This is a genomic window from Opitutaceae bacterium (assembly GCA_041395105.1).
GTDB lineage: Bacteria > Verrucomicrobiota > Verrucomicrobiia > Opitutales > Opitutaceae > B12-G4.
Genome location: JAWLBB010000009.1, coordinates 72,811 through 98,912 on the forward strand (window position 1 = coordinate 72,811; position 26,102 = coordinate 98,912).

The following is a 26,102-nucleotide window of genomic DNA, read 5'->3' on the forward strand; positions in this document are numbered from 1 at the left end:
CACCCCGAGTTCTACAGCCGGCGTTCGAAACCGGGTGACTGCTCCATCGACCGGATGGAGCAGTCGTCCCTCACGGGATCACTTTTTCTTCGCCCCTGCCAGTTTGGCCTTGGTGGCCTGCTGCGAGGTGATGAGGTCCTGTTTCTTCTTGCTGGAAGCATTGTTCTTCAACTGCTTCTGCGCATTCTTCTTCTGCGTCGACTTGGGGGATTTGTCGCCCATGTTGGGGTTCCTTCGAGTTGAGTTTACTCGGCTTCGAAAGAGTGGTTCTCGCGAAGACGTGCCGGATTATTCGCCCGGATCGCGGTCCGTAGCAAGCACTCTCCCCAGGTATTCGGCGTCTCCTGACAGGACGCACCGGACGGCGCTTAGGACTGGGACGGGCGCCAGGCGGCCAGTTCCAGCTGGAGGGTTCGGCGGCCGTTGTAGTGATTCCAGGCCATCTGGTAGGCGATATCGAGCCTGGGCCCGACCGGCGGCAGATGTTCCGCCATTTTCCAGGCGACCCCGCTGAGGCGCCGCCCCGTTGAATCGTTCAAGGCAAACCGGAAATGCTGTTGCTTGAATACCTCGGGGCGGGAGGAAAAGACAACTTCCCGAGAAGCGAAGATCGGCTCCGGATTGGCCATCCCGAAGGGGTGGAGGCGGTCGAGTTCGTCGAGCAATTCCTCGTTGACCCGCTCAAGTTCCAGCCAGGCGGCCACCTCGAGGATGCGCTCGACCTCCCTGCCCTCGCCGGCCACCTCGACGGCGCGATCAAAACGGGCTTGAAACTCGGGAACGTTCTCGACCGGAAGGGAAACCCCGACCGCCATGGGGTGACCTCCCCAATCGGTCAGCAGATCGCTGCAGGCGCCCAGGACCTCGATCAGGTTGATTCCGCCCACACTTCGCCCGGAGCCTTTGGCCAGATGGCCTTCGCGTCCGAGAACAAGGCAGGGCCGGTGAAAGTGCCGGGTCAGGCGGCTGGCCACGATTCCGACCACCCCGGGATGCCAGTTGTCCCCATAGACAACCATCCCCCTGGGCTCACCGCTGCGGGCCTCCACCTGGGCAAAGGCTTCATCGGTGATCAGGCGTTCGATTTCCTGCCGTTCCCGGTTGAAGCCGTCGAGCTGATAAGCCGTTTCGAGACAGAAATCGGGGTCCCGGTTCAGGATCAACTCGACGGAAAGTGAAGCATCGGCCAGACGTCCGCTCGCATTGATCCGCGGTGCCAGTCGGAAGGAAACATCGACGGGACGCACGTCCACCCCGTTCTTCATCCCGGAGACCTTCATCAGGCTGCGCAGACCCGGCCGTTTCGTCTTCTTGAGCATGCGCAGGCCGTGACGGGCGAGCACCCGGTTCTCGTCGACCAGGGGCACCATGTCGGCCACCGTGCCCATGGCGACGAGGTCGAGGTATTCGCGAAGCTGGATCTGAAAGGCCCGGGGATCATTCTGCTCACGACGGAGCTTGACCAGCCCGTGGACCAGTTTGAAGACAAGACCGACTGTGCAGAGGTCGCGGACAATCGTCTTGTCCTCGTCGAAGACATGCGGATTGACAAGAAGGCAATCATCAGGCGTGGCCTCCTTTGACCGGTGGTGATCAACGATGAGGACGTCGACCCCTTTGCTCCGCAGATAGGCGACGACCTCGACCGAATTGGTGCCGCAATCCAGGGCGACAAAAAGGCCGGGGTGTTCGAGATCCACGGCCCGATCCACCGCTTCCCGGCTGAGGCCGTAGCCTTCCTCCAGGCGCAACGGCACCACAAAATGGGGCACGAGCCCGAAACGGCGAAGGATGCCGACGAGCAGAGCGGTGCTGGTGACTCCGTCGACATCGTAATCCCCGAAAACGGTGATCACCTCGTCACGATCGATCGCCCGGGAGAGCCGTTCGGCGGCGGGTGCCAGATTGGTGATGACAAAGGGGTCGCCCAGATCGGCCAGCCGCGGATTCAGAAAGCGGCGGGCGGCTTCGATGTCCGGCAGGCCCAACCGGCTGACCAATTCGGCCAGAACCGGTCCGACTCCGAGTTCATCCTGTAGGTGCTGCCTGGTCTCGTGACTGCAGGGAGAATAGGACCAAAGCATCAGCCGAACCTACTTGGACGCCTTGCTCGATGCAACCCAATCGTATTTCGGCGTGATATCGTGCGACGCTTCGACGTGCCGCCGGTCACCCTTGTGCCACCAGTAGAAGACCGGGCTGGCGATGAAGACGGACGAGAAGGTGCCGGTGATGATGCCGATGATGAAAGTGAAGGCGATATCGTTAATCACACCGACGCCAAAGATCAGGAGCGAAAAGGCGGCGAGCAGGGTCGTGAAACTGGTCAGCAAGGAGCGCGACAAGACCCGATTGATGGCCAGATTGACGATCTTGCCGAGCGGCGCGTCCGGATCGAGGGTCAACTCTTCGCGGATACGGTCGAAGACGACGATGGTATCATTGATTGAGTAACCGGCGATGAGGAGAATGGCCGCGACCATCGGCGCGTTGAACTGGTGGTCGAAGAGGACAAAGATTCCGATGGTCAGAAGGATATCGTGGATGGTCGCGACGACTGCCCCGATCCCGTAGCCCATCTCAAAGCGGAAAGCCACATAGAGCAGAATGCCGATGAGGGAAACGCCGATCGCGAGGAAGGCGTTGAACTGGATCTCCCGACCGACCGAGGCTCCAATCGTGTTTTCACCGATCAGGTCGAAACCGGCATCCGGAAAGGTTTTCTGCAGGAGCGCGGCCACTTCCTTGCCCTTGTCGATCTCGGTCTGGACCTTGAGGACTTCCAGGTCGGTGCCCATCTGACTCTGATAGAGCGGGTTGACCTCACCCAGCTGGGCTGCGGCGGCCGCATCGCGGATCTGAGCGGCATCGACCCGCTGGTTGAAGGACAGGGCGATCTCGTCGCCTCCGACGAAGTCGATGCCGTAAATGGTGTCGCGTTTCACAAAGACCCCGACGATCCCGATCAGTACAATAATCCACGATGCGGTGAAGGCGGGCTTCCGAAACTTCAGGAAATCGTAATTCGGGTTGTTCAGGATGGACAGCATGGGCAGCTTCTTGATCCATCCGCGTCCGACCAGCAGGTCCAGGAGCATGCGGGTGATGATCAGCGCGCTGAAGACCGTGGCAAACACGCCGACCGCCAGGGTGATGCCGAAGCCCTTGACCGGTCCGGTTCCCAACCAGATCATCACGCCGGAGGTGATCAGGGTGGTCAGGTTGGCGTCAACGATGGTCGAAAAGACTTTGTCAAACCCTCCCGAAACTGCGGCCGGCAGACTCTTGCCCGCCCGCAATTCCTCCCGGATGCGCTCAAAAATGAGAATGTTGGCGTCGACGGCCATGCCGATGGTCAGGACGATACCGGCGATGCCCGGCAAGGTGACGGTGGCCCCGAAACTGGCGAGAACGCCGAGCACGATGGTCACATTGACGGCAAGGGTGATCAGGGCGACGAAGCCACCGATCGTGAAATAGACGATCATGAACCCGACCACGAGTGAACCGCCGATGATGGCGGCGCGGACACCGCTTGAAATGGCGTCCTCGGCCAGCGAAGGACCGACTTCATTCATTTCGACCACCTCGAGAGGCAGATCGAGCGGGTTGTTCAGGACGTTGGCCAGGTCGACCGCTTCGCGCTGAGTGAACGAACCGGTGATTTCGGCGCTGCCACCACGGATCTCCTGCTTGACGGTCGGAGCGGAGAAAAGCTTTCCATCAAGCACGATCGCGAGCTGGCCGATCCGCCCGGTCCTCTGGTTGTTTTCCTCGATCGTGCGGGTGACGTCGGCAAAGCGATCCGCGCCCTTGCTGGTGAACTTGAGCAGGACCCGGTAGCTTCCGTACTGATCGACCGAGGGATAAGCCTCTGAGATGGCTTCGCCGGTCATTTCCGGGATCCGCTTGATAAAAAGCTCCTGCTCAATCATCTGCCCCCTGCGCTCCTGCTCGAGGACCATGACTTCGTAGCCGGGGGGAGCCACCTCACCAGCCATTCCGGTCGGCGTCGCCGTCGGGTGGACCAGGCGGAAGTCCAACCGGGCCGGCTTCTTGAGATTGTCGACCACCTCCGGGTTGTCCTTGGTCGAGAGGCCCGCCAGCTGGACCTCGATCCGGTTGTTTCCGATCGGGCGGATGACCGGCTCGGAGACACCAAAGGCATTGACGCGGTCGCCGATGATCTCGATCGCCTTCGCCAGGTCTTCCTCGCGCTGGCGGGTTTCGGCTTCGACTCCGGGCTGCTCGGTCACCTGCAGGGTGAAGGCCACCCCGCCCTTCAGATCGAGCCCCAACTGGAGGCGACCCTTCGAGCGGCGCAGAAGTTCATCAAGGAGCAGGGCATTGCGCTTGCGGATATTGACGAGGCTGTCTTCCAGGCGGATCTCGGGAAAGAACTGGGAGAGATCGATCTGTTCGCCGTTGGCGATTTCCCGAAGGGCGATGTAGAGACTGGGATAGGTGCCCGAATCGACACTCTCGGTTGCGCGGGCAAGCAGATCGTCGAATCCCGCTGCGGTGGTGTGATCCTCAAGGTAGGTCGCGAACGGCGTGTCGCGAACCGGGACAAGATTGAGGACAGCCCAGCCGACGACGACAAGGGCCACGATGAATTTCCAGAGGATCTTTCCGGACATTGAAGGGAGATGGGTTTGAGCGTGGAGCGGTGCTGCGTAAAGTATCGGGGAAGGCCCCGTATCGGGGCGGAAAGGGTCGGTTCAGCCTTTCTTTTCGATCGTGCTGATGAAGCCCTTTCCGATCTCGACCTTGGTGTTTTCCGCGATCCTGACGACAAAGCGATCTTCCTTCACATTCGTGATGACCCCATGGAGCCCACCGGTCGTGATCACGGCATCCCCGGTGGTCAAGGCCGCGATCATCTTCTGGTGCTCCTTCTGCTTCTTGCGCTGGGGGGCGATGAGGAGGAACCACATGGCCAGAAAAAAGAGGCCAAAGAAGAGGACTTGCCCGATTACGGCATTGGATCCGGGGCCCTGCTGTGCGAAGATCACGGCTAAAGTGTCAAAGAGGCTTACGTTCTGCATTGCGTTGCGGAGGGTTTTGAAAATTAAAAGGGGTCAATCAATCCACGGCATTTCCAAAATGCAAGCCATTACCGTCAGGAGCAATCGACCGAATTGAAGAGTCCAAACGACATCCCCTGGTCCCCGGCGAAATCCGAGGAACTCTATGGATTCCGGCGCTGGGGGAATCCTCACTTCGCGGTCGACGACACCGGGAAGGTGACCGTCGACCCACTGGCGGACGGTCGCCCGATCCGGATTCTCGATGTGATCGAGGAAGCCCGTTCCAAGGGCCTGCAGGCGCCGATGGTCATCCGCTTCCAGGACCTCCTGCACCAGCGGGTGGTCGCCCTGAACAACGCCTTTATCAACGCCATCCGGTCCGAGGGCTACCCCGGGACCTACCGGGGGGTCTTTCCGATCAAGGTCAATCAACTGCGCGAAGTGGTCGAGGAGATCCTCTGGGCCGGCCGCAAGTTCAGTTACGGACTTGAGGCGGGCAGCAAGCCGGAGCTGATCGCCGCCCTCGCCATGCACGAGTCGAATGACCGGCTTCTGATCTGCAATGGCTATAAGGACGACGACTACATCCGGCTGGCCCTGCTGGGCCGAAAACTCGGCCGCAAGATCATCCTGGTCGTCGAACAGGCTTCGGAAATACCTCGAATCATCGCTCTGTCGAAGGAGACCGGGGTCAAGCCGTGGATCGGGATCCGGGCCAAGCTCAACACGCGCGGAGAAGGCAAATGGGCGCTCTCCACCGGCGACAATGCCAAGTTCGGCCTGAGTACCACCGAGATCCTCGCGGCGGCCAACCAGCTCCGAAAGGCCAAGCTGATCCGCAGCCTCCGCCTGCTCCATTTCCATATCGGCTCCCAGGTCCCCAATATCATCACCATCAAGAATGCGGTCACGGAGGCCGCCCGCTACTATGTCCAGCTGGTCCGGATGGGGTTCCCGATGGGCTATCTGGATGTCGGAGGCGGTCTCGGCATTGATTATGACGGGAGCCGGACCAACTTCGAGAGCTCGATGAACTACTCGATGGAGGAGTATGCCCGCGATGTCGTCTTCAACGTCCGCGATGTCTGCGAATCCTCCGACGTGACCCCGCCGACGATCGTCTCGGAAAGCGGCCGAGCGGTCACCGCCCCCCACTCCCTGCTCGTGCTTGAGGTCTTTGAGCGCATCTCAAAGATGCAGGCCCTCCCGGAACTGCCCGATCCCGACAATCCGCCTAAGGTGGTCGTGGACCTGCAGCGCATCCTCGATGAACCGGCCCATTACAGCCGCCTCGAGCGGTTTCACGACGCCCTGGCCAAGAAGGAAGAAGCCTTCTCCCTCTTCAACCTCGGTTTTCTCGATCTGGCCGGCCGTGCCCTGGCCGAGTCGATCTTCTGGCGGATCTGCCGGCAGATCGACAAGGACAGCAGCAGCGGTTACCAGCCGGAGGAATTGATCAGGCTCAAGCAGATGCTCTCGGACCAGTATGTCTGCAATTTCTCGGTCTTCCAGTCGCTCCTTGATCATTGGGCTCTGGATCAGCTCTTCCCCATCGCCCCTCTTCACCGGCTCGACGAAAAGCCGACGGTCAACGCCACCCTCGTGGACATCACCTGCGACAGTGACGGCAAGATCTCACGCTTCATCGACCTCGAAGACGTCCGCGATTACCTGCCCCTCCATCCGCTCAATGGCCAGCCCTACTACCTCGGTGTTTTCATGGTCGGGGCCTACCAGGATATCATGGGGGACATTCACAATCTGTTCGGCCGTGTCAGTGAAGCCCATGTCTTTCTGGAGGAGGACGAGGAGGACGGCTTCTATATCGAGGAGACAATCAGCGGAAATCTCATCTCGGAGGTGCTCCAGGGGGTGCAGTACAGCACGCAGGATCTCAGCCAGCGGATGAAGAAGCAGGTCAACAAGGCGATCCGGGCCAACCTGGTGAAACCGCGGGAGGGAGTCCGCCTGACCGAATTCTTCGACGCCCAGCTGACGAGCAAGACGTACCTGAATATCAACTACGAAAGGGAACCGGAACCTCCTCCGGTTCAACGCCGGAAGAAGTGAACGGGAAGATCCTCACCCTGACGACCAACCTCCTGGCCGAGACCACCCTCGACTTTCCGAACTGGCAGGTCGGGCGGACCCATCGGGCCACCGGGGAATCATTCCAGGTCGGCGGGAAAGGCATCAACGTCGTCCGGATGCTGGCCCGTCTTCAGGCTCCCGCCACCGCCCTCTGTTTTCCGGGCGGCCAGATCGGCCACAAATGTGAGGACTGGCTGAGTTCCACCGGCGTGGATTTCCAGGCCTTCCCCACCCCGCTCGACACCCGGATCGGCACGGTCGTCCGGACACCGGGACAGCCCGAGACCACCTTTCTGGGAATGGATTGCCGGATTTCTCCGGCCAGCGTCCGGACATGTTGCGATTACCTGTCGGCCCAACCAACCGGCACCCGGCTGGCGCTCTGCGGCAGCATCCAGGCCTGGGACAGTCCCCTCTGGGACCCACTCCGGGAGGAATTGCGCCTCTGGCAGGGGCACCAGTTCCTGGCGGCCGACACCTACGGACCGCCCCTGCGTTGGCTGGCCGAGCTGGGGCTGCCCCTGATCAAGCTCAACCGGGTTGAATTCTCCACCCTCATGGGATCCGGACAGCTGGACCCCAAAGCCGTGCCCGATGCCCTCAGGACCGCCGGCCGCGACTTCCAGGTCGGCTGCTGGGTGGTCAGTGACGGAAGCGGGCCCCTCTGGTTCATGGAACGCGGCGGCGAACCCGAATCCCTTCAGCCTGAAATGATCGAAGAGATCTCGCCGACCGGGTCGGGTGATCTCCTCTTCGCGGGGATTCTCGATGGATTGCTCAACCGTGGCTTCGGCCTGCGTCAATCCGTCGCCCTGGGCTGCCGACTGGCCACGGCAAGCGCCGCCCGTCCCGGCATCGCCGATTTCCCGGACACGGTCATCGCAGACGCGCTGAAATGAGTCAGGCGGCCGGGGCCACCGCGCCGACGCGGTGACAGAAATCGCCAAAACGCTCGCCGCTGGTCCGCTCCTCCGCGTAGCGTTTGAGCAGTCCGGAAAGTCTCTCGATGATTTCCGCCGGGGTGAGCGCAACCGCCACCTCCGTGTTCAAGCGGGCGCCGAGGTAATCGGCACCAAGGTAAAGGTTGTATTTCCCCGGTGCCTTGCCGACGAGGCCGATCTCGGCGAGGTAAGGCCGCGCACATCCATTCGGGCAACCCGTAGAGCGGATGCTGATCGGATCGTTCTCCAGACCGTTTGCGACCAGAACCGCGTCGAGAGCGTTGAGGAATTCGGGCAACTGGCGCTCACTCTCAGCCAGGGCCAACCCACATGTCGGAAGAGCCGGGCAGGCCATCGAATTGAGCCGGAGCCCCGTCAACCCACGGCTTCCGGTGAGCTCGTGCGACGCCAGGATGGACTCGACCCTGCCCCTGGTTTCATCATCGAGTCCGCAGATGGCGAGATTCTGGCTCGGGGTGAGGCGGATGTCGCCCTGACCGAGGTCGGCCACCTCTCGAATGGCCCGTTTGGCCGCCCCGGCGATCCGTCCGCTCTGGATGAAGTGAATGTAGGACCAACGACCGTCCTCGCCCCGAGTCCACCCGTAGTCATCGGCAATCCGCCCGAACCTGAAGTCCCGCGAAGGGTCCAGGGTGACGCCTGAACGCCTCTCGACCTCCTGCTTGAAGACCTCGAGTCCCATGTCCTCGATCGTGTACTTGAGACGGGCGTGCTTGCGGTCCACCCGGTCACCGTGATCCCGCTGGGTGGTGACGATGGCCTCGGCGACGGCGTTAACCTGATCGGGCCGGCAGAAGCCGATGGGCTGCGCCAGCTTCGGGTAGGTCAATGCGTTGCCGTGACTCATGCCAAGGCCGCCGCCGATCAGCAGATTGAAGCCGCTCAGTTTTCCATCAGCGATAATCGCGATAAGCCCGAGATCCTGGGAATAGACATCGACATCGTTGCTCGGCGGAATGGCCACGCCGATCTTGAATTTCCGCGGCAGATAGGTCTTGCCGTAGATCGGTTCCTCCTCGGGTTCGCCGCCGGCGACCTTTTCACTCTCCAGCCAGATCTCATGATAGGCCCTCGACCGTGGAAGCAGATGCTCGGCCAAGGCGCAGGAAACCTCATAGACTTCCCGATGTACGGCGGACCGCTCGGGATGGACGTGGCACATCACGTTTCGATTGATATCGCCGCAGGCCCCGATCGAGTTCATCAGCGCCTCGTCCATCTCCCGGATCAACGGGCGAAGATTGCCCTTGAGGATGCCGTGCATCTGAAATGCCTGTCGCGTGGTCAACCGGATGGTGCCGTTGCCGTAGCGGTCGGCGAGGTCGTCGATGACCGTATATTGGGCCGGTGTGCAGATGCCTCCGGAAACCCGGACCCGGATCATAAAGGAAAACGCGCGCTCAAGCTTCTGACGCCGCCGCTCGATCCGGACATCCCGGTCGTCCTGAAGATAAAGACCGTGGAATTTCGTCAGTTGCGAATCATCGGCGCTGATCCCGCCCGTCGACAGATCGGCCAATCCCTCCGCAATGGTACCGCGGAGGTTGCGACTGTTGGCCTTGATGGCCTCGTTGGCGTGCAATGGCTTGGGCGCTTCGCTGTTGGAACTCATAACCAGCCGAGCAAACTAGGAACGCTCATGGAAACATCAAGAGATATCCTGACTATTCCGGGTAAATTGGTAAAGATAAGTGGATAACGCGGGAGCCGAGAAGGCATGGATCACGGGCCCGCCCTGGATCCTACCCCGAAACCAGGTAGCCCTGACCGGCAACACACAAATTGCTTCGTTCAGGAAGAAACTGGGCTGTTTCCCGAGGGTTGTCGCCGCGGCGATCTCTCGCCGCGTATCCATGTCGACACGCCCCAATAGACTGGGTTCGGCAGGCTCACCACAGGTGGGGTGACTACACCTGAGAACCGAATGAACAGGGTCGGAGACGTGACCGTCCCCCGGCTCAATACCGATAGTGCGCCGGCTTGTAGGGTCCCTCGACCGGGACACCCAGATAGTCGGCCTGTTCCGGGGTGAGCTTGGTCAACTTGACACCGATCTTCTCCAGATGGAGTCGGGCCACCTCTTCATCGAGATGCTGAGGCAATCGATAGACACCGGGTTTGTAGACCTTACGATTCGTCCAGAGGTCGATCTGCGCCAGCGTCTGATTGGCAAATGAGTTCGACATGACGAACGATGGGTGACCGGTTGCACATCCGAGGTTGACCAGGCGTCCCTCGGCCAGAACGAAGATCGACCGGTCGTCGGAGAAGAAGTACTGGTCGACCTGCGGCTTGATATTGAGTTTGCGCACCCCCGGGGTGGCCTCGAGACGGTCAATCTGGATCTCGTTGTCGAAGTGTCCGATATTACAAACGATGGCCTGGTCCTTCATCTTGGCCATATGCTCGACCTTGATGATGTCCTTGTTTCCAGTCGTGGTGACGTAGATGTCGGCGCGTCCGAGGGTATCCTCGAGCGTGGTGACCTCGTAACCCGCCATGGCTGCCTGCAGTGCGCAGATGGGATCGATTTCAGTCACTATGATACGTGCACCGAAGCCGGCCAGGGATTGAGCGGAACCTTTCCCGACGTCGCCAAAGCCACAGACGACCGCCACCTTGCCCGCGATCATCACATCGGTCGCCCGCTTGATGCCATCGGCCAGTGATTCGCGACAGCCGTAAAGATTGTCGAATTTCGACTTGGTGACCGAATCGTTGACGTTGATCGCCGGGACGAGGAGCTGTCCCTTGGTCTGCATATGGTAAAGCCGGTGAACACCGGTGGTGGTCTCTTCGGAGACTCCCTTCCACTCGGCGACGACGGAATGCCAGCGGGTCGGATCCCCGGCATGGACCCGCTTGAGAAGATCCTTGATCACTCCCTCTTCGCGGCTGCCGGCCGGCTGTTCAACCCAGTCGCTCCCGTTCTCAAGCTCGTAGCCCTTGTGAATCAGGAGGGTGGCGTCGCCGCCGTCGTCCACGATGAGCTGCGGACCGAGCCCATCCGGGAAGGACAGCGCCTGATCGGTACACCACCAGTATTCCTCAAGGGTCTCGCCCTTCCAGGCGAAGACCGGAATACCGGCCGCGGCGATGGCCGCGGCGGCGTGGTCCTGGGTGGAGAAAATATTGCAGCTGGCCCAGCGGACATCGGCCCCGAGAGCCGTCAGGGTCTCGATCAGCACCGCGGTCTGCACGGTCATGTGGAGCGAGCCGGTGATACGGACCCCCTGGAGCGGCTTGGCCGCGGCGTGCTTGCGCCGGATAGCCATCAGGCCGGGCATTTCCTTTTCCGCAATCGTGATCTCCTTGCGGCCGAACTCGGCCAGGGAGAGGTCTCTGACCTTGAAGTCAGTCGTTTGTAGAGTCGTCATGATTTCATCCTGAGGTCGGTTCTGGGAATTCAGCGGACCGCCTTGGCGAGTGCAGCGGCCTTGTTGGTCTGCTCCCACGGCAGTCCGGCCTTGCCGAAGTGTCCGTAGTTGGTGGTGTTGCGGTAGATCGGGCGCAGAAGATCGAGTTGTTTGACGATCTCGGCCGGCTTGAACTTGAAGACCTTCTGCACGGCGGCGGCGATCTTCTCGTCGCTGACCGTTCCGGTTCCGAAACTGTCGATGGTGATGCTGACCGGATTGGGGTAGCCGATGGCGTAGGCGATCTGCAACTCGACGATGGAGGCGAGGCCTGCGGCCACGATGTTCTTGGCGACCCAACGGCACATATAGGCGGCGGAACGGTCCACCTTCGAGGGATCCTTCCCCGAGAAGGCGCCGCCCCCGTGCCGCCCCCACCCGCCGTAGGTATCCACAATGATCTTGCGACCGGTCAGTCCGGCGTCCCCTTCAGGACCTCCCGTCACGAATCGACCGGTCGGGTTGATCAGATACTTGGTCCGGGGCGTCAGCATCCTGGCGGGCAGGATCTTCTTGATCACCTTGTCGATCATGAAGGCTCGGATCTCCCGGTGGGAGACATCGGCCGAATGCTGGGTGGAAATGACGACCGCGGTGATGTGGTCGGGCTTGCCGTCCTTGTAGGCGATCGAGACCTGCGATTTGCAGTCCGGCCGCAGCCAGGCGACCTTGCCCGATTTGCGCTGGCGGGCGATTTCCCGGCCAAGATGGTGGGCATACATGATGGCCGAAGGCATCAATTCCTTCGTTTCCGTGCAGGCGTAGCCGAACATGATACCCTGGTCGCCCGCGCCCTGTTCGTCGGTGGCCTTGCCCTTGACCCGGCGGGCGTCCACGCCCTGGGCGATGTCCGGCGATTGCCGGGTCAGCGCATTGGTGATGAAGACGCGGTCGGCGTGAAAAACATCGTCCCCGTTGACGTAGCCGATCTCGCGGATGGCCGAGCGAACGATGGCCTCATAGTCGAGCTTTGCCTTCGTGGTGACCTCTCCGGCCAGGAAGACGCAGTTGCTCTTGACCAGGGTTTCGCAGGCCACGCGGCTCAATCGATCCTGTTTCAAACAGGCATCCAGGACGGAGTCCGAGATGAAGTCGGCGACTTTGTCCGGGTGCCCTTCCCCAACGGACTCAGATGAAAATACGAAGTTTTTCGGCATGGAAACCCGAGCGAATAGGGAAGAAGGCCGGAAGCAAGCCAAATATCATCATATTCGAATTTCTTGATATGACTTCCTGGAGCAGGAAACACCCACCCTTGGCCGGGATTACCCTCCCCCATCCTGTCTATTTGCGCGGCGTCCGTAATTTTCGGGTAAAGAAAGGACCGATGACGGACGAATTCCAAAGCAGCAACGTTGTCTCATGGCCTATAACATCTCAGCCCTAATCGTCGACGACGACGATCACGTCCGCGGTTTTCTAGTCGTTCTCATCCGGCGATTGCTGGAGGGAGCCGTCCTGGAAGCGCGCAACGGGAAGGAAGCCGTTGAGATCTACGAACGCGAGCGGCCGGACCTCGTGCTGCTCGATGTCAACATGCCGCATATGAACGGCATGGATGCCCTCCTAAAAATCCGGGCGATCAATCCCAAGGCGGTCATCATCATGATCACATCGTTGGCCACCCGGCGTATCGTGGAAGATGCCGCCCAGGGTGGCGCCTCCAATTTCATCCGCAAGGACACACCGAAAAGCCAGATTCTGGACGTGATCATCACCACGATCGAGGAACACCTGGTCAAACCGGTCGATGTAGCCAAAGACTGATCCGACATGAAAGGAGACGAGGATGCATCTCTGGTGATCAACGCCGCACTGATGGAGATCCAGGAGGTGCGTTACTCCCTGCCCGAACTTCTGAAGGAGCTGGAATCGGAACGAACTTCGTCGGTCTTCTCCAAGGAGATTCTCGACCAGACTGAGATCAGCAAGATCTTCACCCAAAAGAAGCGCGCCCGTGAAAAGCATAAAGATTCCTAAAGCGCCCTCTCCGCCCGAGGCCACGGCTGAGCGAACGGTGCGGACGATTCCCGCACCCATGGCGCCGAACCATGCCTTCATGGAGCTGCTCAAAGCACCTCCCTACCAGGTCAGCGTCGACCTGCTCGAGCCTCTTCTGGAAGAGCACGACGCCGGCACGATGGATCTGCTCGAGGCCATTATTGAGGCCAAGCTGCTGACCAAGGACCAGGCCACCCAAGCGTGGAGTGATTCCATCGGGATCGCCTATATCGAGCCCCATACCACGATCATCAACCGTGAGGCGCTCGACCTTATTCCCCTGGAAATCGCCCAGAAGGTTCACGTCCTGCCGCTTTACATCTTCGACACCGTCCTGACGGTCGCGATGGTCAATCCGACCGATCGCGAACTGGTCAACCGCCTGAGCCAGATCGCCAAGACCCAGGTCACGGCAGTATTCAGCCTGCGCAGTGAGATCGAGGCCGCCATTTCCATCCACTACCAGACGGAAAAGGGAATCAAGGAAGCCCTCGCCGACCTGCGCTCACTTGACCTTCGGCTGACCGACGACATGTCGGCTGAACGGATGACGGAATTGACGGAGAACGTCTCGCTCATCCAGATAGTCAACTCGCTGGTCTATTTCGCGATTCGCGAGCGGGCGTCCGACATCCATATTGAGCCGACGGAGACCTCGACCAAGGTCCGTTTCCGGGTCGACGGCATTCTCCGCGAGATGTTGACCTTCCCGCGCAAGACCCACGCGGCGATCGTCGCACGCCTGAAGATACTCTGCAATCTGAACATCACGGAAAGCCGCTTTCCACAGGACGGGCGATTCTCGCTCAACCTCGGGACCAACCGGGCCGACTTCCGGCTCTCCTTTCTGCCGACCGTGCTCGGTGAAAAGGTGGTGGTCCGCATCCTCGCCTCCGCGAGCAAGCGTGACTTTCTCGAATTGGACAGGATGCTCATTTCCCACAATATCCTGACCCCGTTTCGCCGCCTGATTCAAAACCCCAACGGGATCATTTTCGTGACCGGGCCGACCGGCTCAGGAAAAACGACCACCCTTTACGCCGCGCTCCAGGAACTGAACACACCCGGTGTCAATATCGTGACCATTGAGGACCCGGTCGAGCTTCAGCTAGAAGGGATCAGCCAGTCTCAGGTCAACAGCCACATCGACCTGACCTTCAGCCTCCTCCTGCGCTCCATCCTGCGCCAGGATCCCGATATCATCCTGGTCGGAGAAATCCGCGATCTGGAGACGGCCAAGATCGCAACGGAGGCGGCCCTGACCGGACACCTTGTCTTCGCCACCCTTCACACCAACAACGCGCTCCAGGCCATCACCCGGCTGGTCGAGATCGGGGTGGAGCCCCATCAGGTGTCGCCCTCGATCATCGGGGTCATCGCGCAGCGTCTGGCGGCCCGGATCTGCCAGCGGTGCAAGGAAGCCTACTACCCGTCGCTCAATGAGCTGCGGCGCTACTTTCTGGATGAGGGGCTGACCGAGGTACCGTTCTATCGGGGCCGGGGATGCCCGGATTGCAGCTTTACCGGTTACCGTGGCCGGATCGCGTTTCATGAGCTCGTTCTGATTACCGAAGAAATGCGCTCGATCATTGCCAAGGAGGGGAGCACCGAAGACTTGCAGAAAGCCGCCCGCAAGGTCGGCTACCGGCCGCTTCGATACGACGGGCTCAAGAAGGTCCTACTCGGCCTGACGACGATCGACGAGATCGAGCAGAACACCTCTTTCGAGTGGGCCTATTGAGGTCCATCCGGTTCTGCCTTCTGCGGATTACAGGGCAGAGTTAACCGGAGTTCCGATTGAGCCATTCGGACTCTGGGTGCCCGGAGCCACGCGACCGCCAACCTCTCGAGGAACGGTTTGCTTTCACCGGCAACACCGAACTGGAAGATTCCCTTCCGAATGCAGCAGCCGCGCCAGGCCGCGGCTCTCCGAGTCGGACCAAGACGCCGCGGAAAGCTTCGCAGATGCAGCGCCGCTTTGCGATGGCCCTGTTCAGATCCCGGGCTGGCAGAAGCAGGAACTCTCGATGGCAACGTCCGCTTTTGCCCAGACGTGTGAGAACTCCGCCATCACCTCGGCCGATTCCGTCCGGCGATCCTGCTGAAAGAGAGATTCCGCCAAGCCGAAGAGCGACCAGCCGTTCGAGGGAAGGCGTTCGAGGTCATCCCGATACACCTGCTCCGCCTCTTTGTAGCGGCCATTCGCCATCAGGGTCGCCCCGAGAGAGTGCCGCACCGGCAGGATCCAGCCAGGAGGCTCATCATAAGCGAGGGCATCCTCCGCCGCGACGGCGTCACGCAGGGCGGCAAGGCCCTTGTCGAGGTGCCCTTCTCGAATCAGGATCTCCCCTTCGAGCATCGGGGTGATCACGGCGAGAATCGCGGTCGCCTTGTTGTTGCCAAAGGTCTCTTCCTCGGGCACGAGACCGGCGCGTTCGACATACTTCAGCTGCTCGATCCGCGCTGCCGCCGGGTCGCCCTTCGCCGCAAGGGCAATGCCGCGGGCGGCATGTCGAAAGGCTTTGGTCAGGGCCATGTAGTCGGGGAACTCATCCGACTGTTCAAGGATATCGTCCCATCGACCAAATCGGACAAGCACCTCGTCGGGCATGGCGGCAAATCCTTCCGCAACGGTGGCCCATTCCTCGAAGAACTCCGCCGGGATTTCGTCGACCATCTCGCGGATCTCGCTGATCGCCAGCTCGCTCTGGCCGGTCATCATGGCGGCATAGGCGAGCATGTGCCGGTTGTGTGCGGCGTACAGTATGATGAAACCCTGCGGGGGACCTGCCGCCGCCCGGCGACGGTCGTCGGCCGCGACCGCCTTCACGTTCATGTCGACCGCATCCTGCCACCGGCCCACGCGGATGTAGACATGTGAGGGCATGTGGACATTGTGAGCCAAACCGGGTTGCAGACCTCCCAGCCGGTCCGCCATGGGAAGCGCACGTTCGGGATTGGGCGACGCCTCGACCGCGTGGATGTAAAGGTGGTTGGCGAACGGGTGATTGACGTTCAATTCCAGGACCGCATCGAGCGTGGCGAGGATCTCATCCGTTCCCGGCTCCGGCAGGCCCTCAGGAGTCCATTGGTCCCACGGCCGAAGGTCCATCAACGCCTCGGCGTAGAAGGCGCCGACATCGGCATCATCGGGATAGGCCTCCCAAACCTTCCGCATGGCGTCGGCGTAGGCGAGATCCAGGGCGGTGCGGTCCTCCGGTTGCGGGTAGGCGTAGCGGTGACTGAGCGCCTCAATCAACGCCTGTTCCACCGGGGTGGCCTGCGGCGCATATTTGAGGGCCAGCTGAAGCTCCGCCCAGGCTTCCTCGACCATCGGCGGGAACATCAGGGGAAGATTGATGTGGGGCCCATTGGCCAGGGCGATGCCCCAATGGGCCATGGCGCACCCGGGATCCAGACGGGCCGCTTCCTTGAAGGCGCGGATCGCGGCGCCGTGGTTGAAGCCAAAGAGAAGGTTCATCCCCTGGTCAAAGAAATCCTGGGCTTCGGGGGAATCCGTCGTGATCGGCCGGGAAAAATCCCCGAGACCATCGAATCGGATGGCCGGGGCGCCGATGGCGACGGGACCGGCGGTCAGGAGGATGACGGCGGCGCCGATCCTGAGGACGGCCTGTCGGATCGGCGCCAGTGGGAGAAGAGCAGTTTCTGGCAAGGCGTTTACCATATCGGTTGGGGTTTGACCTGCCGCCGTGGAACTCCTCGCCTGCGGGGAACCGAAGTGTCCCGGAGCGAACAAGAGATCGAATCTCGGAATCGGGGCTGACAGGGGGTGGGGGCACAAGACAGCGGACGATCCCAAGATGGGACCACGACCCGATGCTGTCAACGACGGTCCAACAGGCCACGGTCTGGGAAATGGGGATGGCTGTCGACCGGGAAACCCCTACCATGTCGGGAATTCTTCATCTCCCGTCCCATCCCTTCACTCATGACATCACCAGAATCGCTCAACCACGGACTCGGCGGACTTCCCTTCGTCGGCAATGCCCGCACCCGATCCGTTTCGCCGGAGAACCCGACCGGCGGAAAGGGCAAAGGCGGCATGGCCATTCCCGATCCGACGAAATACCCCTTCAGTGACGCGGCTTCCGATCTCGGTCAGGGCTGGAAGGTGAATCCGTTCGTGAAGGTGAAATCCGGGCAGACAGTCACGGTCATGGATGTCGAGGGCCCCGGCCTGATCCAGCACATCTGGCTCGTTGCCGATCCGGCCAGGGGCCGGTCCCACATCATCCGATTCTACTGGGACGGCGAGCAGACGCCGTCGATCGAAGTGCCGGTTTCGGACTTCTTCGCGGTGGGTCACAACCTGTTTGCCCCGGTCAATTCCCTGGCCGTCATCGCCAATCCCAAGTCGGCCTTCAACTGCTACTGGCCGATGCCCTTCCGCTCGCGGGCGAGGATCACCTTCACCAATGAGGACCCGCAGGATCTTGAGATCCTGACCTACCAGATAACCTATGCGGAGACCGAGGTGCCGGAAAACGCCGGCACCTTCCACGCCCAGTGGCGGCGGGCGACGACGGACCGGGCGAATCCCGATTACGTCATCGTGGACGGGATACAGGGAAAGGGGAAATACGCGGGTACTTTTCTCGCCTGGACCCAGCTCTCCGATGGATGGTTCGGCGAGGGCGAGATCAAATTCTTCATCGATGACGACGCGACCTTCCCGACCATCTGCGGGACCGGAACGGAGGACTATTTCTGCGGCAGTTACGGTTTTCCGGAGACCTACAGCACGGCCTACGTCGGAAACGTGCTCAAGCATTCCGGCGGGAACGGTCCGCCGAAGTGGAGCCTCTACCGCTGGCATATCATGGACCCGGTCTGCTTCGGTACGAACCTCCGGGTGACCATCCAGGCCCTCGGCTGGTGGCCGACCCGCAAGTATCAGCCGCTGGCCGACGATATCGCCTCGGTGGCCTATTGGTACCAGGCGGAGCCGCATGCTCCCTTTCCGAAATTGCCTTCTCTCAGGGAGCGATGGCCGCGGTGAATCCCCGGGCCTGGAGTCGGCTCACCCCACGATTGGCGAATCTGCAGGAGAGGCTTTACGCCTCGACCAACCGCCGGATCGAGGCGTAAAGCCTCTCCTGCGCGGAACACCGGGAATCCAAACGGATGAATCCGGGGGCATCGAAGCTCTCCAGCGCCACGCGACGATCCATCCTCGGATCACGGTTCAGTCCCCGAGTCCCCGGGCCTCTGCGAAAATGAAACCGTCGTCCTCCCGAACATCGATCTCCATCGGCCGGCAGCAGACCTCGCAGTCGTAATCGAGTACGGCCGGCAGTTCCTCCGGATTCGGGGCGGCAATCTCAAAGCTCTCGAAACACGAGGGACAGGTGACTTCGATGAATTCCACCGTCTCAGAATTCCCTTGATGCGCCGATGAAGCAAGCTTAGCTCAATTTCTTCGATCGATCGCAATGCGACCGATCCCGAGATGCGCCAGTAGCTCAGCCGGATAGAGCAGCAGATTTCTAATCTGCGGGTCGGGGGTTCAAGTCCCTCCTGGCGTGCCACCGGCAGGAGGGACGAAGAACCCCGGGGTTCGACGGAGCGAAGCGGAGATGGGGTCCCGATCGCGTCAGCGCATCGGGAAGTGCAAAGCACCATCTTGCAAAGACGCCAATCCCTCCTGGCGTGCCACCGGCAGGCTGGACCTGCATTCACTGCTTCCTGGCCTGGCGGACGCGGTCGAGGGCGACGGCGAGGATGATGACGGCGCCGATGATGATCTCCTGAATATAGGTCGGCCAGCCCATCTGCTGGGAACCATTGCGCAGGACGGACATGATGAGGGCGCCGATGATGGAGCCCATCACCGTCCCGGTGCCGCCGCTCAGGCTGGCTCCACCGATGACGACGGCGGCAATGATGTCGAGCTCGACTCCGACAGCGACGGTGGGATCGCCCTGCCTTAGCCGCGTCATCTGCATCACACCGGCCAAACCAAAGTAGAGACCGGCCAGGGTGTAGATGAAAATCTTCAATCGACCGACCGGCAGTCCGCAGAGGCGGGCCGTCGCTTCGTTGGAGCCCAAGGCAAAGATATGCCGCCCGAAGACCGTCTGCCGAAGCATGATGGCCGTCAGGATGGCCAGGACGACCGCCACCCAGACACCCGGAGGCGGCAGGCTGCTCAGGGGATCGGCCGACGCCATGAGTCCGTTGAGTGGAGAATCCGGATACTGGATGGTCTGGTTGTCGCCCAGCCATTTGGCCATACCGCGGGCGATACCGAGCATGCCAAGGGTGACGACGAAGGGCATGATCCGCAGGCCGGCGATGAGGCTTCCGTTGAGAGCCCCGATCAAGCCGCCGGTGAGAATGGCGGCCGCCACCGCCATGAAAGCGCCCTGCCCTTCCCGCAGGACGAGCGCACCGACCACCCCGGTCAGGGCGACGACCGAGCCTACGGAGAGATCGATCCCGCCGCTGACAATGATCAGGGTCATCCCCAAGGCACCGACCGCCACGATGACCGTCTGAGTGAGGATTATCTTGAAGTTGTAGGTGGTGAGGAAATACGACCGGACCTCGGGATCAATCGAGAACAGCCCGATGACCAGGATCAATCCCAGGAAGGGTCCGGCGGCTGAGAGAAGGTTTCGGAGGCTGGGTTTCATCGGGATAGGTAGAGGGAGTCGCGATGCAACGGAGGTGGGAGATGGGAGACGGGGACTGCGGAAAGAACAGAAGGGAAAAGTGATGGAGAGGTCAGAGGTCAGAGCAGAAAGGCGCTCATCCTGTTCCGCCGGCGGCGATGCGGATGATTTCGTGCTCGGTCCAGTCAGCGGTCGGTCGGATCTGCGCGAGCCGGCCGCGGTGCATGACACCGATCCGATCGCAGACACCGAGCAATTCCGGAAGGTAGGAACTGACGAAGAGGATGGCGCACCCCTTTGAGGCCAGGTCACCGATCAACCGGTAGATTTCGATCTTGCTGCCGACATCGACTCCGCGGGTCGGTTCGTCCAGCAGGAGGATGTCTGCCTCCTGGTGAAGAAGGCGCGCCAGCAGGACTTTCTGCTGGTTTCCGCCGGAGAGATCGCCCACCGGCTGCCGGGAGTCCCGGACCACGATCCCAAGTCGGTCGACCCATTGGTCGGCGACCCGTTTGAGTTTCCCGGATGAGAGAAACCCGCCTGCGCTGACCAGCCGGAAATCGGACAGAACCAGATTGTCGGCCACGCTCTGACGCCCCATCAGTCCCTCCCCTTTCCGGTCTTCGCTGAGGAAGCCCACCCCACGGCGGATCTGGCTGCGGGGCTCGGGGCGAGCGACGATCACGCCCTTGAGATTCAATCGGCCCGATTTCAGGCGATCGAGCCCGAAGAGAGTCCGAACGGTCTCCGTCCGTCCCGCGCCCACCAATCCCGCCAGGCCGAGAATCTCGCCCCGGGCCAGTGCAAAAGAAACGCCGTCGGGCTTGGCCGATCCCGACAATTCATCGACCGTGAGAATGGCCGGTCCGCTCCGGGACTGGCGTCGGGGATAGACCTCGGACACTTCGCGACCGACCATCAGCTTGATGATGGATGGCAGGTCCGTCTCCGCAATGGAGCCGGTCCCGACGGTCCGACCGTCGCGAAGGACGGTGTAGCGGTCGGCGATCTCCCGGCATTCCTCGAGAAAGTGGCTGATATAGACAATGCTGACACCCTGATCGCGAAGTCGGCGAAGGACCTCAAAAAGGCGGACTGTGTCCGTCCGGGTCAGGCTGCTGGTCGGTTCGTCGAGAATGAGGACGCGGGGCCGACCGACCAACGCGCGCGCGATCTCGACAATCTGCTGCTCAGCCACGGTCAGCTGCCCGACCGGCACCCTCAGGGGGAGGGATTCATGACCGAGTTGGGCGAGCGCTTTCCTCGCGATTTCCCGACGGGACGATCCACTGATCCATCCGAGAACCGCCGGCTCCCGCCCGAGCAGGATATTTTCGTCGGCGCTGAGGTACGGGGCCAGCATCAACTCCTGGTAAATCATGGAGACCCCGGCTCGACGCCCGGCGTCCGGACTCGTCGGAGTATAGCTTTTCCCATCCAGGACCATGGATCCGGCGTCCGCTCGAAGGACGCCGCTGAGGACGCGCATCAACGTGCTCTTGCCGGCTCCGTTTTCTCCGATCAGGGCGTGGATCTCTCCCCCGCCCACCTGGAAATCGACCCCGGCGAGTGCCAGGGTCGGACCGAAGCGTTTGCGGATACCTTTGAGTTCAAACGGCATGCAGAAGAGGTTCGCGGCAGGCTGTGAAGAGATTGGTGGCGAGAGGAGCGGTCTCCGGGGTGGTGCACCGGGGCCTGAAGACAGAGGACGGCGACAGGATAGGAAGGAATGAAAGCCGGGAGCAAACCAAACGGTGGCGAAGAAGCTGCCAATCCGGGGGAGCGACAGGGTTTTTCCTTGCCAGAGGGGAATCGTGTCGAAACGGTCGCGGGATGGAAGAAACCATCGTCACCCTGGAGACCAACCAAGGCTCCATCACGCTCAAGCTTTTCCCGAAAATCGCCCCGAAGGCCTGTGAGAATTTCGTCGGCCTGATCAAGAAGGGCTATTACGACGGAATCATTTTCCATCGGATCATTCCGGATTTCATGCTGCAGTGCGGCGATCCGACCGGCACGGGCCGGGGCGGCTCCTCAATCTGGGGCAAATCCTTTCAGGATGAATGCACCCCTGAACTGCGCTTCGACAAGGTGGGTCTGCTCGCCATGGCCAATGCCGGTCCGAATACCAACGGAAGCCAGTTCTTCATCACCACCGCGAAGACTCCGTGGCTGAACATGAAACACACCATCTTCGGCGAAGTGACCAGTGGCTACGAGGTGGTCCAGAAAATCGAAGCCGTGCCGACCGATGGGGGCGACAAGCCGATCGATACCCAGAAGATCGTCAAGGCCAGCGTGGCTTGACCTGTCCATTGAACCGGGGTGCGAGAAACGCGCCTCCGCTCAACCCTCACGCACCCACTTGAAAATGCTGGTGGAGAGCGGCGGCAGGGTGAGCTCGGCCGAATGGGGAAATCCGTCGTGCGGGCGGTCATCGGCGTGGATTCCGCCGGCGTTGCCGGCATTGCCGCCGCCGTAGAATTCGGAGTCGGTGTTGATGACCTCCTGCCAGAATCCCGCACGGGGAAGACCCAAACGGTAGCGGGTTCGAAGGACCGGTGTGTAGTGGCCGATCACGGCAAAGCAGTCCCCGGTCAGCGGGTCCATCCGCACAAACGAAATGATGCTTGAGTTGGCATCCGTGCAGCTGATCCAGCGGAAGGACTCGGAATTGAGATCATTGGAGGAAAGCGCGGTCTCTGTCCGGTAGAGATGGTTTAGATCCTTGACCAGTCGGCGCACGCCTTCGTGGTCCATGTACTGAAGGAGATGCCAGTCGATGCTTGAATCGTGATTCCACTCCGATGATTGCCCGAACTCGGATCCCATGAAGAGAAGCTTCTTGCCCGGGTAGGCCCACATATAGGCATAGAGCGACCTGAGGTTGCGGGATTTGTCGGGAATATGCCCGGCCCCCATCTTGAAGAGCATCGAGCCTTTGCCGTGGGTCACTTCATCGTGGGAAAAGACGGAGATGAAGTTTTCGGCATACTGGTAGAGCATGCCGAAGGTCAGATCGTTCTGATGCCATTTGCGGTAGAGAGGGTCCTTGGCGAAGTAACGCAGGGTATCGTGCATCCAACCCATATTCCACTTGAAATCGAATCCGAGTCCGCCCTCGGTGGTCGGTCGGGATACACCGCCGAAGGAGGTCGATTCCTCGGCGATCATCAGGCTGCCCGGGTAATAATGGTGGACGAGGTCGTTGACCTGCCGGAGGAATCCGATCGCTTCGATATTCTCACGGCCGCCGTATTGATTCGGGACCCACTCGCCCTCCTTCCGGGAATAATCGAGGTAGAGCATGGAAGCGACGGCATCGACACGCAGCCCGTCGATATGGTAGCGGTCGATCCAGGCGAGGGCATTGGCGATGAGGAAGCCCCGGACCTCGTTGCGGCCATAGTTGAAGATGAGGGTGCCCCAGTCCTGGTGGGCCCCCTGCCGGGGGTCCTCATGCTCGTAAAGGTGGGTCCCGTCAAACTCGGCCAGGGCAAACTGGTCCCTGGGGAAATGGGCCGGCACCCAGTCGAGGATGACGCCGATTCCGCGCTGATGGAGGTGGTCGACAAAGAACTTGAAATCGTCGGGCTCGCCAAATCGGTGGGTCGGGGCGAAGAATCCGGTGACCTGATAGCCCCAGGACCCGCTGAAGGGATGCTCGGCCACGGGAAGAAGCTCGACGTGGGTAAACTCCATCTCGATCAGGTAGTCGGCCAGGATGGGCGCCATCTCCCGATAGGTCAGCGGCCGGTTATTGTCCTCTAGCAGCCGGCGCCAGGATCCGAAATGAAGCTCGTAAATCGAAATCGGCCGGTCGACCGTCTTCGCCGCCGCCCGCCGATCGACCCATTCGCCGTCGCCCCAGGAATAGGAATCGTTGTTGTAGACAATCGAGGCATTGTTCGGCGGGGCCTCGAAGTAGCTGCCGTAGGGGTCCGTCTTGAGCAGGATGGTATCCTTCTGGGTCAGCAGCTCGTATTTGTAGAGCTGGCCCTCGTCGAGTCCGGGAACGAAGAGTTCCCAGACACCGGACCGGTCGAGCGCCCGCATGGGGTGGTAGCGGCCGTCCCAGTGGTTGAAGTTGCCGACGACTGAGACCCGTTTGGCATTGGGCGCCCAGACGGCGAAGGAAACCCCGGGGACTCCGTCCACCGTGCGAAGATGGGCTCCCAGCTTGGTGTAGACCCGGTGTTCATTGCCCTCGTTGAAGAGATAAAGGTCCTGGTCTCCGAGGGTGGGTGGAAATCCATACGGATCGAAAAACTGGCGGATTTCCCTCGAATAGGTCTCGATCCGCAACCGATAGGGAAACGGCTCGGTCCTTCCGGAGATAAACACCTCATAGAAACCTTCCGGACAGAGCCGCTTCATCGGGAACGTCTTTCGGGCCTTTGCTGTCAGGTCGACGACTTCGCAGGATTCGGCATTCTGGAGGAAGGCCCGGACGACCAGCCCCGGCTTCCCCTTGACCGTGCACGGGTGCATGCCGAGAAAGTCGTGCGGCCGGGCATTGTTCGCCTTGAGGAAGGACTGGAGTTCCGTTTTTGAAATGATGGAGGCCATGTTATTAGGGTCGGGCAAGGAATCCCTGACACACCAAGGTCTAGCGGGGCACTTCCGGCGGGTCTAGCCCGAATGTGTCCAGCGGCTGCTCACCTCCGCGACGACCGTGAATCCGGAGTCGTCACCCGACCCTCGGAATGATCGTGTCCTGGCCGATCAATTCCCTGGCCCGGGCAAGGGCGGCAACGCGATTCTCGGCATGGAGCCTGTTCATCAGATTCTGAACGTGCTTCTGGACCGTCCGGCTGCTTGAGCCGAGGATGGCTGCGATTTCCTTATCGGATTTCCCTTCAGCAACCCATCCCAGAACCTCGATTTCCTTGCGAGTCAGACCATGTTTGCGCAGAAGCGATGTCGCATCGGAACCTCGCTCCTGGATCAGGATCGCCCAGCCCTCGACGAGGCGGGCGGGTCGCAGAATCAGAGGCTCTGTCTTGCCCGGACCAGCCAATTCCAAGGGCGTATACCCGGATTGACCCCGAACGGCGGCCTTATCCAGATGATCGCGGACCTGAACCGGAAGGCGATGAGCAGAGAATTCAGTACCGATAAATGCATCGAGAAGGGAATATGCCTGGTGGTTTATGGTCCGGATAAATCCGTCGTCACCTGCGATGACCACGCCACAGTCGGTCGGGCCCGTAAACGACGTCGCGGTCCGGGCCAACGATTCCGCCCGAACGATGGAGGCCCGGTAGTGAACCGCCAGTTGCGGCTGGAGAACGGTCAGGATCTGTCGATCGCGTTCACTGAAGTCCCTGTCCTGTCGCGACAGGACAAAACTGCAATTGATGTTTCGCGGCGACGGGAGCATGAAGGTCATCATCCCATGGGTATAGCCACGGTAACATTCGTTGTAGAGCGGAGTCCTTTCGAAGTTGGACCGGCTCATGAAGTCGGTGAACTGCAGGGGTGGTCCTTTCCCTGTCTTCTTCGAATACGCGAGCATCGGATGATCATCGACATACCGCGGCAGCAGAGCCCGGCGGCTTTTCGGCATGAGGAAACCACGATAAGCAAAGTAGGAACCACGTCCGGAGCGGTGGTCGATCAATCCCAGGTTGATCGTATCTGCGGGTACCAGGCGCAGGATGATTTCCATCATGGCACGAGCCAGGGAATCAAAGGTGGCTCCTTCGGCATCCAATGCCGCCAATTCACCCAAGCCGGTGACGACCCCGCGAAGGTCCGCTGCCCGAATATCACGCATCCCAGAAAACTGATGCGCGGATTTTCGATTAGGGCAAGCCCAGGACCCTAGTGCCGGTCCCTTATAAGACCCTCAGGGCGAAATAGGAATGGTGAGTTAAGAATGAGGAATGATGAACTCTGAGTTTCTCCAAGCGCACGGCGATAGCGCCAATCCAACATACACCCCGCCATTTCTTGCAGAGCGGA

At 60.8% G+C, this 26,102-nt stretch carries 20 protein-coding genes and 1 tRNA gene; 8 read left to right on the forward strand and 13 right to left on the reverse strand.

The window, feature by feature from the left end; translation table 11 throughout:
* Positions 1-78: 78 nt before the first annotated feature.
* The 4 genes from R3F07_18860 to yajC all read right to left on the reverse strand — a co-directional run bounded on the left by R3F07_18860 (position 79) and on the right by yajC (position 5,048).
* Entirely contained in the window at positions 79-222 is a 144-nt protein-coding gene (locus R3F07_18860; protein MEZ5278451.1) for a hypothetical protein, read from the reverse strand.
* A 146-nt stretch (positions 223-368) separates the two neighbouring features.
* Complete coding sequence (gene recJ / locus R3F07_18865; GenBank protein ID MEZ5278452.1) at positions 369-2,084, reverse strand: single-stranded-DNA-specific exonuclease RecJ; 1,716 nt, start codon at positions 2,082-2,084, stop codon at positions 369-371.
* 9 nt (positions 2,085-2,093) lie between these two features.
* Positions 2,094-4,640, reverse strand: coding sequence for a protein translocase subunit SecD (gene secD / locus R3F07_18870; GenBank protein ID MEZ5278453.1), 2,547 nt, complete (start codon positions 4,638-4,640; stop codon positions 2,094-2,096).
* 81 nt (positions 4,641-4,721) lie between these two features.
* Positions 4,722-5,048 (reverse strand): preprotein translocase subunit YajC, encoded by a 327-nt coding sequence (gene yajC / locus R3F07_18875; protein ID MEZ5278454.1) that lies wholly within the window; start codon positions 5,046-5,048, stop codon positions 4,722-4,724.
* A 93-nt stretch (positions 5,049-5,141) separates the two neighbouring features.
* Here yajC and speA point away from each other — a divergent pair, with 93 nt between their 5' ends.
* Both speA and R3F07_18885 read left to right on the forward strand, forming a co-directional pair.
* Positions 5,142-7,100, forward strand: a complete 1,959-nt coding sequence (speA, locus tag R3F07_18880) for a biosynthetic arginine decarboxylase (protein ID MEZ5278455.1) — start codon at positions 5,142-5,144, stop codon at positions 7,098-7,100.
* On the forward strand, positions 7,097-8,020 hold the full coding sequence (locus tag R3F07_18885; GenBank protein ID MEZ5278456.1) for a PfkB family carbohydrate kinase: 924 nt from the start codon (positions 7,097-7,099) through the stop codon (positions 8,018-8,020). Before speA ends, R3F07_18885 begins: the two co-directional genes overlap by 4 nt.
* Before the next feature lies 1 nt (position 8,021).
* Here R3F07_18885 and R3F07_18890 read toward each other — a convergent pair whose 3' ends face one another.
* The 3 genes from R3F07_18890 to metK form a co-directional block, all read right to left on the reverse strand.
* The gene (locus R3F07_18890; protein MEZ5278457.1) at positions 8,022-9,695 is read right to left on the reverse strand and encodes an NADPH-dependent assimilatory sulfite reductase hemoprotein subunit; all 1,674 of its coding nucleotides are present in this window, start codon (positions 9,693-9,695) and stop codon (positions 8,022-8,024) included.
* A 346-nt stretch (positions 9,696-10,041) separates the two neighbouring features.
* Complete coding sequence (gene ahcY, locus R3F07_18895; protein ID MEZ5278458.1) at positions 10,042-11,460, reverse strand: adenosylhomocysteinase; 1,419 nt, start codon at positions 11,458-11,460, stop codon at positions 10,042-10,044.
* Positions 11,461-11,489: 29 nt separating this feature from the next.
* Positions 11,490-12,656, reverse strand: coding sequence for a methionine adenosyltransferase (metK, locus tag R3F07_18900; protein ID MEZ5278459.1), 1,167 nt, complete (start codon positions 12,654-12,656; stop codon positions 11,490-11,492).
* Positions 12,657-12,861: 205 nt separating this feature from the next.
* Here metK and R3F07_18905 point away from each other — a divergent pair, with 205 nt between their 5' ends.
* From R3F07_18905 to R3F07_18915, 3 genes are read left to right on the forward strand one after another with little or no spacing between them, the layout of a single operon-like run.
* Positions 12,862-13,266 carry a response regulator gene (locus tag R3F07_18905; GenBank protein ID MEZ5278460.1) on the forward strand — a complete coding sequence of 135 codons (405 nt, stop codon included), beginning with the start codon at positions 12,862-12,864 and terminating at the stop codon, positions 13,264-13,266.
* Between the two features lie 6 nt (positions 13,267-13,272).
* Positions 13,273-13,479, forward strand: a complete 207-nt coding sequence (locus tag R3F07_18910) for a hypothetical protein (GenBank protein ID MEZ5278461.1) — start codon at positions 13,273-13,275, stop codon at positions 13,477-13,479.
* 58 nt (positions 13,480-13,537) lie between these two features.
* The gene (locus R3F07_18915) at positions 13,538-15,241 is read left to right on the forward strand and encodes a GspE/PulE family protein (protein ID MEZ5278462.1); all 1,704 of its coding nucleotides are present in this window, start codon (positions 13,538-13,540) and stop codon (positions 15,239-15,241) included.
* 252 nt (positions 15,242-15,493) lie between these two features.
* Here the strand turns inward: R3F07_18915 and R3F07_18920 are convergent, their stop codons facing one another.
* Entirely contained in the window at positions 15,494-17,173 is a 1,680-nt protein-coding gene (locus R3F07_18920) for a hypothetical protein (protein MEZ5278463.1), read from the reverse strand.
* A gap of 276 nt (positions 17,174-17,449) precedes the next feature.
* On the opposite strand from R3F07_18920, the gene R3F07_18925 reads away from it, so the two are divergent.
* A complete protein-coding gene (locus R3F07_18925) occupies positions 17,450-18,520 on the forward strand; it encodes a glycoside hydrolase family 172 protein (protein ID MEZ5278464.1) in 1,071 nt (356 codons plus the stop codon).
* Between the two features lie 186 nt (positions 18,521-18,706).
* Here R3F07_18925 and R3F07_18930 read toward each other — a convergent pair whose 3' ends face one another.
* The gene (locus tag R3F07_18930) at positions 18,707-18,889 is read right to left on the reverse strand and encodes a CPXCG motif-containing cysteine-rich protein (protein ID MEZ5278465.1); all 183 of its coding nucleotides are present in this window, start codon (positions 18,887-18,889) and stop codon (positions 18,707-18,709) included.
* Between the two features lie 83 nt (positions 18,890-18,972).
* Here R3F07_18930 and R3F07_18935 point away from each other — a divergent pair.
* Positions 18,973-19,049: transfer RNA gene (locus tag R3F07_18935), tRNA-Arg, on the forward strand.
* 147 nt (positions 19,050-19,196) lie between these two features.
* Here R3F07_18935 and R3F07_18940 read toward each other — a convergent pair.
* Positions 19,197-20,156 (reverse strand): ABC transporter permease, encoded by a 960-nt coding sequence (locus R3F07_18940; protein ID MEZ5278466.1) that lies wholly within the window; start codon positions 20,154-20,156, stop codon positions 19,197-19,199.
* 115 nt (positions 20,157-20,271) lie between these two features.
* Complete coding sequence (locus R3F07_18945; GenBank protein ID MEZ5278467.1) at positions 20,272-21,756, reverse strand: sugar ABC transporter ATP-binding protein; 1,485 nt, start codon at positions 21,754-21,756, stop codon at positions 20,272-20,274.
* A gap of 212 nt (positions 21,757-21,968) precedes the next feature.
* Here R3F07_18945 and R3F07_18950 point away from each other — a divergent pair, with 212 nt between their 5' ends.
* On the forward strand, positions 21,969-22,442 hold the full coding sequence (locus tag R3F07_18950; GenBank protein MEZ5278468.1) for a peptidylprolyl isomerase: 474 nt from the start codon (positions 21,969-21,971) through the stop codon (positions 22,440-22,442).
* 39 nt (positions 22,443-22,481) lie between these two features.
* On the opposite strand, the gene glgB is transcribed toward R3F07_18950, so the two are convergent.
* Both glgB and R3F07_18960 read right to left on the reverse strand, forming a co-directional pair.
* Positions 22,482-24,704: a 1,4-alpha-glucan branching protein GlgB gene (gene glgB, locus R3F07_18955; protein MEZ5278469.1), complete on the reverse strand. Its 2,223-nt coding sequence runs from the start codon at positions 24,702-24,704 to the stop codon at positions 22,482-22,484.
* Between the two features lie 121 nt (positions 24,705-24,825).
* Positions 24,826-25,914 carry a helix-turn-helix transcriptional regulator gene (locus R3F07_18960; GenBank protein ID MEZ5278470.1) on the reverse strand — a complete coding sequence of 363 codons (1,089 nt, stop codon included), beginning with the start codon at positions 25,912-25,914 and terminating at the stop codon, positions 24,826-24,828.
* Positions 25,915-26,102: the final 188 nt, after the last annotated feature.